The 13,552-nt window shown below is 66.0% G+C and carries 10 protein-coding genes and 1 tRNA gene; all 11 read right to left on the bottom strand.

The genetic code is table 11. The annotated features are described in order from the left end of the window. Positions 1-67 precede the first annotated feature (67 nt). Positions 68-1,342, bottom strand: coding sequence for an ABC transporter substrate-binding protein (locus JOF46_RS19565; protein WP_209910379.1), 1,275 nt, complete (start codon positions 1,340-1,342; stop codon positions 68-70). 597 nt (positions 1,343-1,939) lie between these two features. Next, positions 1,940-2,024, bottom strand: a tRNA-Leu gene (locus JOF46_RS19570). Positions 2,025-2,186: 162 nt separating this feature from the next. Continuing rightward, positions 2,187-3,560, bottom strand: coding sequence for an NAD(P)/FAD-dependent oxidoreductase (locus JOF46_RS19575; RefSeq protein WP_209910382.1), 1,374 nt, complete (start codon positions 3,558-3,560; stop codon positions 2,187-2,189). Positions 3,561-3,648: 88 nt separating this feature from the next. Beyond that, the gene (locus tag JOF46_RS19580) at positions 3,649-5,142 is read right to left on the bottom strand and encodes a S8 family serine peptidase (protein ID WP_209910384.1); all 1,494 of its coding nucleotides are present in this window, start codon (positions 5,140-5,142) and stop codon (positions 3,649-3,651) included. A 54-nt stretch (positions 5,143-5,196) separates the two neighbouring features. Beyond that, the gene (locus JOF46_RS19585) at positions 5,197-6,153 is read right to left on the bottom strand and encodes a Ppx/GppA phosphatase family protein (RefSeq protein WP_209910386.1); all 957 of its coding nucleotides are present in this window, start codon (positions 6,151-6,153) and stop codon (positions 5,197-5,199) included. Continuing rightward, positions 6,150-6,881, bottom strand: coding sequence for a DUF501 domain-containing protein (locus tag JOF46_RS19590; protein WP_209912078.1), 732 nt, complete (start codon positions 6,879-6,881; stop codon positions 6,150-6,152). Before JOF46_RS19590 ends, JOF46_RS19585 begins: the two co-directional genes overlap by 4 nt. A 49-nt stretch (positions 6,882-6,930) precedes the next feature. Then, complete coding sequence (locus tag JOF46_RS22625; protein ID WP_281070114.1) at positions 6,931-7,803, bottom strand: septum formation initiator family protein; 873 nt, start codon at positions 7,801-7,803, stop codon at positions 6,931-6,933. Positions 7,804-7,946: 143 nt separating this feature from the next. After that, the gene (eno, locus tag JOF46_RS19600; RefSeq protein ID WP_209910388.1) at positions 7,947-9,227 is read right to left on the bottom strand and encodes a phosphopyruvate hydratase; all 1,281 of its coding nucleotides are present in this window, start codon (positions 9,225-9,227) and stop codon (positions 7,947-7,949) included. 98 nt (positions 9,228-9,325) lie between these two features. Continuing rightward, entirely contained in the window at positions 9,326-10,042 is a 717-nt protein-coding gene (locus JOF46_RS19605; protein ID WP_209910390.1) for a MazG nucleotide pyrophosphohydrolase domain-containing protein, read from the bottom strand. Positions 10,043-10,426: 384 nt separating this feature from the next. Beyond that, positions 10,427-11,623, bottom strand: coding sequence for an adenosine deaminase (locus JOF46_RS19610; RefSeq protein WP_209912080.1), 1,197 nt, complete (start codon positions 11,621-11,623; stop codon positions 10,427-10,429). Between the two features lie 105 nt (positions 11,624-11,728). Further along, positions 11,729-13,435, bottom strand: a complete 1,707-nt coding sequence (locus JOF46_RS19615; protein WP_209910391.1) for an IS1634 family transposase — start codon at positions 13,433-13,435, stop codon at positions 11,729-11,731. Positions 13,436-13,552: the final 117 nt, after the last annotated feature.

Raw genomic sequence — 13,552 nt, forward strand, 5'->3', positions numbered from 1 at the left:
GAGGCCGAACCGACGTCCTGTCGGTTCGGCCTTTCCTCTTGTGCCTGCCGAGGTATTCGGTTGCCGCCTAGACGGCCCCGGCCTCCTCACGCAGTGGCTTTGGCACGTTGTTGCCGTCGTACTGGTAGACGCCCATGATGCCCTCGGTGATGTCGCCATTCTCGTCCCAGGTCACCGGACCGGCAATGCCGTCGTAGTCGATGTCCTTGCCCTCGTCGAGCAATTTCTTGCACGAGGCGAAGTCCCCGCACTTCTCACCGTCGCGCGAGACCCCCTGCAGCTGGGCCGCAATGGCCGCGCCGTCATGGGACTTGGCCACGGTGGAGGCCAGCGCGATCAGCGTGGTGGCATCGTAGGATTCGGCCGCGTAGTTCCAGTCCTTGAGCGAATCATTGACCGCTTCCAGCCGCTTCTTGAAATCGGTCTTCGCGAAGGATCCCGGCTGGGTGCCCATGGCGCCTTCGAGGGTCCCCTTATCGAAGTCCTTCTTGTAGTCGAGGATGTTGCCGTCCACGAAGTACATGGTGGTGGGGTCAACGCCCTTCTGGATCAGCAGCGGGATGATGGAACGAGCCTGGTCGAAGCTCAGGATCGCAATGGCATCGGGCTTTGCCGCAACGACCTCGTCGACCTGGGACGAAAATTGCGAGTCCCCCTCGTTGAACATCGATTCGACGACGATTTCGCCGTTTGCCGCCTCGACCGCCATCCGGATGTTCTTGGCGAGCCCGGTGCCGTATGCGTCGTTGAGCACGATCATGCCCACCGTCGCGGCACCCTGGCCGACCATGACGTTGCCCAGGATCCTGCCCTGCATGACATCCGATGGAGCCGTGCGCCAATACAGGCCCTTGTCGTCCCACGTGCTGAAGTCCGGGGAGGTGTTGGCCGGGGACATCATGAGTGTGCCGGCACCGGTGATCTGGTTGATCACGGTCTTGGTGACGCCCGAAGAAGCGGCGCCAATGATTGCCGAGACGTTTTGACCGAGCATTTCGGTGCTCGATTGCGTGGCGATATTGGTCGTGGTGTCGCCCGAGTCGCGGTGCATGACCGTGACGTCCTCGCCGTTCACGCCGCCTGCTTCATTGATTTCCTTGATTGCCAGGTCGACCCCGGCGGTCATGGGTGGACCGAAGAAGGAAAGGTTTCCCGTGCTCGGAAGCAGCGTTCCAACCTTAAGCGGGCCTTCGGCCACCGGTGCGGAACCCGTTGCCGTTGGCGAGGCGCTGGGTTCGTTGCCGCCTCCTCCGGCGCATGCCGTGGCGGTCAGGGCAAGTGCGGCCCCGACGGCCAGGAAACGGCCCCCTCGAGTAAAACGCGATCGTGGTGGAGCGATCATGTTGATTCCCCTCAAAAGTATGCCCGCTAGGCTGTGGCCCGATGGGCGGCCAAGGCACCTCGGCTACTTAGGAACGTAACCCAAAAAACCCGAGAATATAAGGAGTAATTGATTACAGCCAGATAACGGCGGCCCTCGGTTTTCAACGAGAGATCGATCTGTCCACGGCGGACCCGTGAGGCATGGAGCTCCCCCGGCGTCGACCGTGCCGCGACCCCTGCAAAACGGCTTCCGCGGATCAAGGGTTGTGGTGGAACAAACCAGGCGAACACCTCCTGCCAGCGCTGTGGCATTCCGCGCTGATTTCACCCCCTGCCCACCGTGGGGAACAGGCATTCAATCTGTTCGCGAACGTCATTGCAGCACTCGGCCACCGTTCGGGTCGTGACATTGCATGTATCCGCGTCGGGATGTTCTGGAGGGCACCGAACTCGTTGATACTTCATCGTCCGCAGAAACTACGTGGGGAGCTGCCTAGCAACCCGCAGTCGTGAAGTTCCATTTCCAACCGTGGGCAAAATGTGCTCGAAGTGCGCACGCAAGCAACGAAAAGGCCCCTGCTTCCCTGTAAACAAAGGGAAGCAGAGGCCATTTATTTGGTACCCCCAGTGGGACTCGAACCCACAATCCTTTCGGCAGCTGATTTTAAGTCAGCCGTGTATACCAGTTCCACCATGGGGGCCTACCCGACCAAGCGTACAAGAACGTTCCCCGTCTGGGGAAACGAAGCACGTGCCTGGCATGGGAAGGGGCGATGTCACCGTCGTACGCGGATCCCGGGCCGTGGGCCTATCACTTTTGGCCCGGGATCCGTGGCACGGTGCCACCGCCCCGCTGGTTGCCGTTAGGCGCGCGGCTTCGGGGTTGCTGCCTCAACGAAGGTGGAGCGCGGGTTTTCGAGGTTGTTCAGCTGCAGGGTGTCGCGGGTGAAGAAGATCGCCACCATCCAGTCGCCCAGGACGCGGAACTTGCGCTCGAAGGTCGGCATGGCCATGCCGTGGTAGCCACGGTGTGCCATCCAGGCCGGCCAGCCCTTGAGCTTGACGCCCATGACCTTGGCGACGCCCTTGTTCGCACCGAAACCGGCAACCGCGCCGAGGTTCTTGTGCTTGTAGTTCTTGACCTGGCCCACGCCGTAGCGGGTGGAGTACAGGTTGTGTGCCAGCAACTTGGCCTGGCGAACTGCGTGCTGTGCGTTCGGCACACAGGTGCCATCCGGCAGGCCGCCGGTCACGTCGGGCACTGCGGACACGTCGCCGGCTGCCCAGGCGCCCTCGATGGCAACGCCGTCTTCGCCGGTGATGCGCAGGTCGGTACCGGTCCGGACGCGACCGCGGGGCTCGATGGGGAAGTCGGTGGAGCGAACCATCGGGTTGGCCATGACGCCGGCGGTCCAGATCAGCGTGTCGGACTCGAAGGTCTCGGCAGCGGACTTGTCCGGCATGTTGATCAGGGCCAGCTTGCCCTCGGTGGCGTCGGCCAGCGAGGTGTTCAGCAGGACCTCGATGCCGCGGCTGCGCAGGTGGTCGACAACCCACAGCGCCTGGTCCTCGGTGACCTCGGGCATGATGCGGCCCATGGCCTCGACAAGCACGAAGCGCAGCTCGTCCTTGCCGATGCGGCCGTTGAGGGCTGCGGCGTGGCGGGCCATGTCCTCGATCTCGGCGATGGTCTCGATGCCGGCGAAGCCGCCACCGACCACGACGAAGCTCAGGGCGCGCTTGCGCTCGGAGGCGTCGGTCATCAAGGAAGCCGATTCGATGCGCTCAAGGATCCTGTTGCGCAGGGCAACGGCTTCCTCGATGGACTTCAGGCCGATGCCCTCATCTGCAAGGCCCGGGATCGGGAAGGTGCGGGTGACCGCGCCGGCGGCCAGGACCACGTCGCGGTACTCGAGCTCGAACGGCTCGCCGACAACCGGCACGATGACGGCCTTGTTGTTCTTGTGGTCGATGGCCGAGACGCGGCCATTGATCAGTTCGGCGTGCTTGAGGTGCTGGCGGTGCGACACCACGACGTGGCGCGGCTCGATCTGGCCACCTGCCACCTCGGGGAGGAACGGCTGGTAGGTCATGTACGGCAGCGGGTCCACGACGGTGACGATGCCGCCGTGGTCCTTGACCTTCTTCTGCAGCTTCATTGCGACGTAAAGTCCAACGTAGCCGCCGCCAACTACAAGAATGCGCGGGCGATCGGAAAATTGTTCAGTGATAGGCATGTACCCATCATATCCCCAAAAACACCCTTTGTGAAAGTCTTCACTAATACATCGGGAGGTGGCAAACACCACTCTTCGGACCGCCCCGTCAGGAGTTTTCGCCGGACTCCGGAAGCTCGTCGAAGATGTCCTTGCGACCGGTGCGGTCACCCAGTTTCAGCGCCGAAACCGGTGCGCTCTTAGTCGATTCGGCGATGGCCACCCGGCGCTTGGTGCGCGTGTAGTGGAGGGTCCCGCCCAGCATGGTCAGCAGCAGCAACCCTCCGAAACCCAGCACCAGCAGCGGCGGCAGGAATCCGGAGCCGTCGCTCGGCGGCAACGGGGCGGGGGCGGCGATGGCCTTGATGTCGGACTTCTCCGTGGAGATGCCCGGGTCCTCGGTGGGACCTGCATTGACCTGCGCGCCGCGGCGGTGCACCCGGATCCATTCGGTGATGGTGTTCATCGGGTTCGCCTCGACCTGGGGGACCTCGGCGGTGAGCGCCGCATAGGCATCGAGGATGCCGTGGCCATAGAGGTTGTCGACGCCGGGCTTGCCCGCGTCGCGCGCGGTCGCCAGGATCCTGTTGATGACCTGCGGGGCCTTCATTTCCGGGTACTTGGAGCGGATCATCGCCGCCACCCCGGCAACCAGCGGCGCGGCGCCGGAGGTCCCCGACCAATCCGCGTAGCCGCCTCCGGGCAGCCCGCCGACCAGCGGATCGGCCGGGGCGGCCACGCCGATGCTGATGCCCTCGGTGGAGGAATCGACGCTGGCCTTGCCCTGGCGGTCGATTCCGGCCACGGTGAGCACCCCGGGGATCGTGGCCGGGGCCCCGACCTGTTTCATGCCGCCGGCACGGTTCCCGGCGGCGGCGACGATGACCACGTCCTTGTCCTCGGCATACTTGAACGCGGTGTCCCAGCTTGGCGGCCAGTCCGGCTGGGTGGAGCCCAGCGAGATGTTGATGACCTTCGCGCCGTGGTCCACGGCCCACTTCACGGCCGCGGGCACCTGGTCCTCGACGGAAATCCCGGCGGGGTTCTCCGTGCCCATCCACAGCGAGAGCGAAAGCAGGTTGGCCTCCGGGGCCACGCCCAGCATGCCGTCGGGCCCGGCAGCGGGCTTCGGGATTTCGATCGGCTCGGGTTTCGGGGGCGGATCTTCCTTGGCCTTCTTGGCGGATTCTACGGCCCGGTCGTAGGCGATCTGCTGTGCCGCGGCATCCGCCTTGGCCTCGGCAATCGCCGCGCCGTTGTTTCCGCGCCCGGCCAGCAGCGTGGCCACCAGGGTCCCGTGCTCCGGCAGCGTGCCCAGCGGCTTGGAGCCGTCCGGGATTCCGGCGCCGGAGATGTCCTTGCCTCCGGTGACCGCCCCGAGCAGGTCGGGGTGCGAGGTGTCGATGCCCGTGTCAATGACCGCGACGGTGACCCCGGCGCCCTTGGACACTTCCCAGGCCTTGGTGATGCCGGAGGACTTGAGCCACCATTCCCCGTCGCGGGCCGGATCGGCAAGTGCCGCGGGGGCCACGGCCAGTGCGGCCGTGAGGCCAAGCACCAGGGTCAGTGCCGTGGCGGCGATGCGGCGCAGTCGTTGGCTCAAGTGTTCTCCTAGCGTGGGGCGTGGGGGACGTATTGGGGTTTCGGGCTGCGGTGTTTAGTTCCCCGAGCCAAGTCCCAGGGCGATTCCGTCCAGAATATCGTGCTCCGAGGCCGTGGCGGTGGTGATCCTGCCCGCGCTTGCACCGGCGACCCGTTCCAGGATGCATCCGTAGATCAGCGCTCCGGCCGCAATCACATCCACCCGCCCGGGGTGCATGTAGCCAAGTGAGGCACGGGTTTCACGGTCCGAGGAAAGCATGAAAGCAATGGCGGATTCGAGCTTTTCGATGCCCGGTTCGGCTCCGTGGATGAGGTTCGAGTCATAGTGGTCCAGTCCCAGCGCGGCGGCGGTGAGCGTGGTGATGGTTCCGGCCACGCCCACGATGCGGTCCACCGTGGAGAAGTCGACGGTTTCCTGGACCTCGTCGAGCACCGCGTTGACCTGTGCGCGGGCGGCGGCAATGGTCTCGGGGGTTGGCATGTCGTGGCGCCAGAAGCGCTCGGTGAGCCTGACGCAGCCCATGTCCATGGACCGCGAGGCCACCGGCCCGTTCGCATCCCCCAGCACGAACTCGGTCGATCCCCCGCCCAGGTCGATCACCAGGATGCGGGTTCCCGGCGCGGCCGGTGCAACGGAGGTAGCCCCGGCAAAGGACAGCGCGGCCTCGGTGTCCCCGGGCACTACCTCCGGGTCCACGCCCAGGCGTGCGCGGACCCCGGCGACGAATTCGTCGCGGTTCGACGCATCGCGCGTGGCCGAGGTGGCCACGAAGCGGATGCGGGTGGCCCCGTGCTCGCGGATCATCGCGGCGTACTCGTCGATCGCGGCGAAGGTGCGTTCCAGGGCCTCGGGCGCGAATTCTCCGGTGGCATCCACGTCCTGGCCCAGGCGCACCACGCGCATCTGGCGCAGCACGTCCTCCAGCGCCGGGCCCGTCGGGGTCTGGCGGGTGTCGGCGATCAGCAGGCGGATGGAGTTGGTGCCGCAGTCGATCGCGGCGACGCGACTCACGCGGTGGGCTTTTCGGTCGAACCGGCGGCCGGGTCGTTGGCCGCGGCCTCGCGGGCGGCGCGCGCAGCCGCCCGCTGGGCCTGCTTGATGGCCGGGTCCACTGACTGGGTCTTCACGTGGCGCGAACGGTCCTGGCTGGGCGCCTGGCCCTCGGTGTCCCAGGCCCCTGCGCAATAGCACCTGTCCTTGGTCCACCACTCGGCGATGGCCTCCAGCGCGCGGTCGCCCAGCGGGTTCACGCCCGGGCCGGCGGCCAGCGAGTGCCCCGCCAGCACGTGCAGGCACTTCACGCGGGTGGGCATGCCACCGGCGGAGACTCCCGCGATTTCCGGGACGGCCCCGGTGCCCGAGCGCTCGCCAATGGCGTCGCGCACCGCCAGGTACTGGTCGTGGGCGCGTGCGTAGGCCGCGGCCAGTTCGGCGTCCTGGCCCAGCTCGGCGTTCATCTCGTTCATGACCCCGGCGGCCTCGAGGCGCGAGACCGCGGCGGTGATCACCGGGTGCGTCAGGTAGTAGGTGGTCGGGAACGGGATCCCGGAGGAGAGCCTCGGTGCGGTGGTGGCCACCAGCGGGTTCCCGCAGACGCAGCGGGCGCCGATCTCCACCACGTCGCGCACCGGGCGGTTCAGTTGGCGGGACAGGGTCTCCAGGTCCGCGGCGCTGGGCACCCGGGCTGCAGCATCGAGTGCTTCGTGGTTTTGGTTCGCGGCGTCCACGGTTGGGAGCATCTCCTCGCGTTGGTGTGTCATGAAAAAGGTGTGTGTGCGGCCGTGCGGCTCAGTCGGTGGCGGCGCGCTGCGCCGAGTCGAAGAGTGCATCGACCCAGGGCAGGTCGGTGCGGACTTCCTTGGGGCTCTGGTTTGGCTCGCCGGGTGCCGTTTCCTCGGGCCGGGTGCCGACGACCATGTAGTTGCGCTCCCCCGGCATGACCAAGTTTATCCGGTCGCGGGCCTGCTGCTTGATGTACAGCGGATCGTCCCAGCGGGCGATCTGGTCCTTGAGCGCCTCCTGCTCGGCCTGCTTGGCGGCAATCGAGGTGCGCAGCGCGGCAATCTCGTCGCGCTGGCGCGCATAGGTGCCGATGCTGGGCACCAGCAGCACCGCGAAGACCGACAGCGCAATGCTCAACGCCAGCAGGCGGCCGGAAAAGCTGCGCGCCGGAATGGGCTTCTTGGGGCCGGCAGGTCCCTTGCGGGGTTCGGGCGGGGCGGCCTGGCCGTCCTTGCGCACGGCACCGGAAAGCAGGTTCCTGTCCTCGATGCGCCGCTGAGAGGCGCTGGCCTTGGCCTTGGGTTTTGCCGCGGGCTTGGAAACGGGTTTGGAAGCGGGCTTGGGTCCGGTCCGCGGCTTCGGGGCCGTCTTGGACGCGGCGGGCTTCGCTGCGGCAGGCTTCGGGGAAGCCGGAGCGGGCTTGCCCGAGGCGGTCACCCGGCCCAGCGGAACGACCTTGGGGCGCGGGGCGGCAGCCGCCGGCTTGGGCGCCGACTCTGTCTGGCGGGGCTCTTCGCGGTGCGGGCGCGGGCGCTTTGGCGGTGCCTCGGAGGCAGCGGCCTCGGGGCCCGGGGCCTGCCGCGGATCGGTCTCGGCCCCGCGTGCCGGGCCCTTGGCCGAGGTCCCGGAGCGCGGCATGGGAGGACGTCGCGTGGCCATCGTGCTCCTTTGCCCTCTCGGTCCGGAGCCCTTTTCACATGGCCCCGGGTTCTTCGTCGTCTCAAGCTTTCGGGGGTTAACACAAAAACTCGTGGGGGAACCAAGAATAGTTCCCCCACGAGCCTACGTGTAATTACGGCTGGTTATGCACCGAAACGCGGGAATGCGCCGGCACCGGCGTAAACCGCCGCGTCGCCGAGTTCTTCCTCGATGCGCAGCAGCTGGTTGTACTTGGCAACGCGCTCCGAGCGGGCCGGGGCACCGGTCTTGATCTGCCCTGCATTGGTGGCAACGCAGATGTCGGCGATGGTGGTGTCCTCGGTCTCGCCCGAGCGGTGCGAGGTGATCGTGGAGTAGCCGGCACGCTGGGCCATCGAGATGGCGTCCAGGGTCTCGGTCAGGGTGCCGATCTGGTTGACCTTCACCAGCAGCGAGTTGGCGGTGTTGGTCTCGATGCCGCGGGCCAGGCGCTCCGGGTTGGTGACGAACAAATCGTCGCCCACCAGCTGGACCTTGTCGCCGATGGCGTCGGTGAGGGTCTTCCAGCCTTCCCAGTCGTCTTCGTCCAGCGGGTCCTCGATCGAGACCAGCGGGAAGTCGGCGACCAGCTGTGCGTAGTAGTCGCTCATTTCCTGGGCGGTGATCGACTTGCCTTCGAACTGGTAGGTGCCGTTCTCGAAGAATTCAGAGGAGGCAACGTCCAGGGCCAGGGCAATGTCGGTACCCGGGGTGTAACCGGAGCGGGTGATGGCCTCGGTGATCAGCTCGAGGGCCGCACGGTTGGAGGGCAGGTTCGGGGCGAAGCCGCCCTCGTCGCCCAGTCCGGTGGACAGTCCCTTTTCCTTGAGCACGGACTTGAGGTTGTGATACACCTCAACGCCCCAGCGCAGGCCCTCGGAGAAGGTCGATGCGCCGATCGGGGCAATCATGAATTCCTGGATGTCCACATCGGAGTCGGCGTGCGAGCCGCCGTTGAGGATGTTCATCAGCGGAACCGGCAGCACGTGGGCGTTCGGGCCGCCCAGGTACTTGTACAGCGGCAGGTTCGAGGACTCGGCTGCGGCGTTGGCCACGGCGAGCGAGACGCCCAGGATGGCGTTGGCGCCCAGCTTGGACTTGTTGGACGTGCCGTCCAGGTCGATCATCGCGGCATCGAGTGCGCGCTGGTCGGTGGCGTCCATTCCCTCGACGGCTGCACCGATGTCATCGATGACGGCGTTGACGGCGCCAAGGACACCCTTGCCCTGGTAACGCTTGGGATCTTCGTCGCGGCGCTCTGCTGCCTCGAAGGCACCGGTGGAGGCACCGGAAGGAACCGCTGCGCGGCCCATCGAGCCGTCGGAGAGCAGGACCTCAACCTCAACGGTTGGGTTGCCGCGCGAATCGAGGATCTCGCGGGCGTGGATGGCTTCAATCAATGCCATGGGAAGGTACTCCTTCAAGGTGTGGATGTTGGTCGAACGTGTTCTGCATGATGCAGGCGCCGTTGCCTGCCCCTAGCCTAGCTTGGGCGAGAGCCAGTTCACGAAGTTGTTGCGTTGGTTTCGCCCTCCGCCAGTGCAATGCGTTGCTGCACGACATTGCGCAGGGCTCGTTCGGCGTCGAGGCCGCGGGATCGGGCCGCGTCGCACAGGGCGAGCAGTTGCTCGCCCAGTTCCTGTTCGTTCCCCGGAACGCCGAGGTGCGGCGATTCGGGTGGAACGACGGAATCCTGGTTCGTTTCCCCGTCCGCACCGGACGCGGCACCGCTGTCGGTGATCGCCGCGTGCCGGTCGGTGCGGGAGAGGAAGGTTTGGGCATAGAGCAGGGCTGGCAGGTTCTTGGGCATGCCCGCGGTCGGTGACTCGTTCAGCGGTTTTTCGGCGCGCTTGGCGCGGTCCCAGGACTCGATGATCTCGGCGATCGAGTCGGGGAAGCTGTCCTTGAGGCTGCCGTCGGGGTGGAAGATGTGGGTGTTGCGTCGCACCATTTTCGCGCCGAGGACCGCGGCGATGGAATCGAAGTCGAAGGCCCGGCGCTCGGCGCCGATGGAGGCGTGAAGCACCACCTGCAGCAGGATGTCGCCGAGTTCGGCTTCCAGCTCGGTATCCGGGGCGTGGGTCTCGATGGCCTCGGTGAGCTCGTAGGATTCCTCGAGCAGGTACTGGACCAGGGATTCGTGGGTCAGCGCAGCGGTCCAGGCGCAATGGGCGCGCAGCTGGGAAATGATCTCGACGAGGCGGTCGACCTGCTCGCTCACTGGTGGTTCTCTCCCCGTTGGTGCGAAGGGGTTGTGCGCGTGCCACTGCCGAAAGCAGCTGGCCGGATGCAAAACCCGTGGGCGTCGTTGCCCGCGTCCAACACTATCGGACACCGCTCGCGCCGGACCGGCGGGCCGGCTCCGATGTCGGTCACATCCTGCAGTGGATGCCTGGTCTTTACACCCTTGATGTCGAATCCCCACCATCGACTTCCTGGCGCGCGCCGGCCCCTCGGCGGCCGGTTCGGTTCGATCGTTCCCCGGGCGGGAGCCGGGCCTTAAACACCGAGGCCGGTGCACCGGCGCCCCAAGACGGGCATCGATGCACCGGCGGCCGGTGCCGGGGAGGCGGAAGATCCGCTCCCCCGTGGGTCGGACGGCTGGTTAGTCGTCGTCCTCGTCGTCGAAGTCCTCGAACTCGTCGTCGTCTTCGCCGTTCTGCTCGTCGGACATCTGCTCGTAGGCCTCGTTGATGAAGTCCACCAGGGCTTCGCGTTCCTCCAGCGGGAGGAAGGCGGCCTCGGCGGCGTTCAGCGTGAGGTCCAGCAGGTCCTCGAGATCGTAGTCGAAGGCCTCGACCAGCAGCTCGAACTCGTCCGAGATGGTGGTGCCGCTCATCAGCCGGTTGTCCGGGGAGATGGTGACGTTGAAGCCGGTCTGCACCAAAAGGTCCACCGGGTGCGACTCGATGCCGTCGCCGAAGGCGGCGGTGGCTCCGGTCTGCAGGTTGGAGGACGGGCAGATCTCCAGGGCGATGCCGCGGTCGCGGACCCAGTTGGCGACCGGGCCCAGGTTGACCAGGCCGGTGTCGTCGCCGACTTCCTCGCCGTCGTCGTCGAGCCCGCCGAACTGGATCTCGATGTCCTCGGCGATGCGCACGCCGTGGCCCAGGCGCTGGGCCCGGCCGGTGATCAGCGCGTCGCGGATGGAGTCAAGGCCGGCGGCCTCCCCTGCGTGCACGGTGGTGGGGAAGAAGTTCTCGGCCAGCAGGTCGAAGGCCTCCTTCATGCGCGAGGGCGGGAAACCGTCCTCGGCCCCGGCGATGTCGAAGCCCACGACACCGCGGGAGCGGTGGCGCAGGGCCAGCTCGGCGATCTCCACGCCTCGGTCGGCATGGCGCATGGCGGTGACCAGCTGCCCGACCTGGATCGGGGTGCCGGCCTCGGTCAGCCGCTCGCTGGCTTCCTCGAGTCCAGCCTGCACGGCCTCGACGGCGTCGTCCAGGGAAAGGCCCTCGCGTTGGTGCTGCTCGGGTGCCCAGCGCACCTCGGCGTAGACCACGCCGTCGTCGACCAGGTCCTCGACGAATTCGGCCGCCACGCGCCGCAGCGCGTCCTTGGTCTGCATCACGGCAATGGTGTGTTCAAAGGTTTCCAGGTAGCGCTCGAGCGAACCGGAGTCGGCCGAGGCCCGGAACCAGGCGCCGAGTTCCTCGGCGTTGGTGCTGGGAAGCTCGTGGCCCGCGGCGGCGGCCAGCTCGATGATGGTTTGCGGGCGCAATCCCCCGTCGAGGTGGTCATGCAGCGAGACCTTGGGAAGGGACTTGAAGTCGAAGGAAGGGTCATAGGCAATGTGGATCATCTCGTCAGTCACCCGCCAAGCCTAGCGGGAGTTTCCTAGCTAATCACTCCGATACTCATGCCATGCCTAGTCAGTATCGGTTTTTAATGACCGGAAATGTATGACCTAACTTTTCTTCGGGGCCCATCGGTTGAGGTCGAAGATCCCGGCGAGGGTGGCGTGGGTGTCGATCTCTTCGGTGAGCATGCGTCGGGCCTTGGGCCGGCCTCCGGTGGAGGGATAGATCATCACGGTTTCGCCGATGCTACCCAGCCGTTCGAGCAGCTCGCGCACGGAGTGGTGTTCGCCGGCTTGTTCGGCTTCGCGGCGCATCAGGTGGGCGATCTGCAGTGCCAGGACGCAGGTGAAGGTGTGGATGCGGATGTTGTGTTCGGTCCAGTGGTTCATCGGTGAGAAGGAAACCACGTGGGGGTCCTTGAGTTGCCGGAACCCGAATTCGGCGTCCGACTGGGACCGGTAGGCCTCCACCACCTCGGCAATGGGCCAGTTCTCGTGGGTGGTGACCAGGTTCCGTTTGCCGAAGACCTCGTCTTCGAGTTCGGTCCGTGCTTTCTCGTTGATGCCCACGCTCAGCCGGTGGGTGGCCGGTGTGGTTCCGGTGACCTCGCAGGCCAGGACGCGCTGGAGCCAGGGGTCGCGGGTAATGGAGGCGATGTGGGCGGTGAGTTCGGCGGTGGTGCGGCGGGTCTTGCCGCGTTCCAGGGTGTCGGCGAGGTCCGAGAGCTTTGCCTGGGCCTTGGCCAGGGTCTGGGCAAAGCCTGCGACCTGCTTTTGGTGCAGTGTCGGTGAGTGGGTGAGGATCACCCGGCGCTCGGTCCCGTAAACAATGCGCCGCGTTTCGATGGCGCTGAGTCCGCCGAACCTGGTCTTGTCCACGATGGCCCGCTCTTTCGCCGGGATCGTGAGCAGGTCGGTGACCTGTGAGGGTGGGATGGAGCCGACGAAGGCGAGGTCGGTGTCGGTCACGCGGGCGAAGTTGGAGGCGGAGTTCTGTCCGGCGTCGAACACCACGGTCACCTCCGGGTTCCCGGGGATCCCGGCGGTGTCGGCGAGCTTGCGGTGCCGTTTGCCCAGGGCGTCGATCATGAGCGGGAATTGGGTGACGTCGGGCTTGTTTCCCGGGTAGGCGTGGGCCAGCAGCGGGATGCCGCCGTCGCGGGTGATCACCAGTCCCAGGCCGACCAGGCGCAGGTCGTTGCGTTTCTGCTTGGCCTTGCCACGCTGGGCTATCGGGGCGTTCTCGTTGGCGGAATCGATGTAGGTGGCGAAGTTGGTCATGTCCAGTGCCAGGGCGGAAATATCGAGGTTGAATTCGGTGATCATCGCCAACGCGATGGCCTCCTCAATCCGTGCGAGTTGCTCCAGGGTGACCTTGTGCATGGCGTCCCAGAAGCGTCGGTGGTCCAGCACGGAGGCGGGGATCTTGGTGAAGCGGTCCGCCGCGGTGGTTTTCCACCAATCACCGAAGCCGGCCTTTGAGGTGGGGGCCACCACCCTGTTCAGCGCCGCCAGGGACAGGTAGGTACCCACCGAGGCGCCGGCGTCAGCGCGTCGTGGGCCAACAACGTCGTCGATGATCCCGGTGATGTTCAGGCGTTGCAGGATGCCCCAGACAGCGGCGCAATCCCCGAAGCCCAGGTGCCGGGTCTTCTCCGGCACGGTGGCGGATTCCTTGGCGTCCAGGAGCTTTTCGATGTCCTTGGCGCTGCCCAGGTAGCGTTCGGAAACCATCTTCGGTTTCCCGTCGACCCGGGCCATTTCGCGCAGATACCAGTACACGTTGCCGTTGATCGTTTTCTTGTAGAGCGCCATGCCATAAACCATACTTTAGGTCATACATATTCCGGTGAAACGAAGGCCCCGACACGCCGCTGATTCCGCGGTTTATTTTTTGTCGGGGCCTTCGAAAACGAAATAGCTAGGAAACTC

The sequence above is a fragment of the Paeniglutamicibacter psychrophenolicus genome, assembly GCF_017876575.1.
GTDB lineage: Bacteria > Actinomycetota > Actinomycetes > Actinomycetales > Micrococcaceae > Paeniglutamicibacter > Paeniglutamicibacter psychrophenolicus.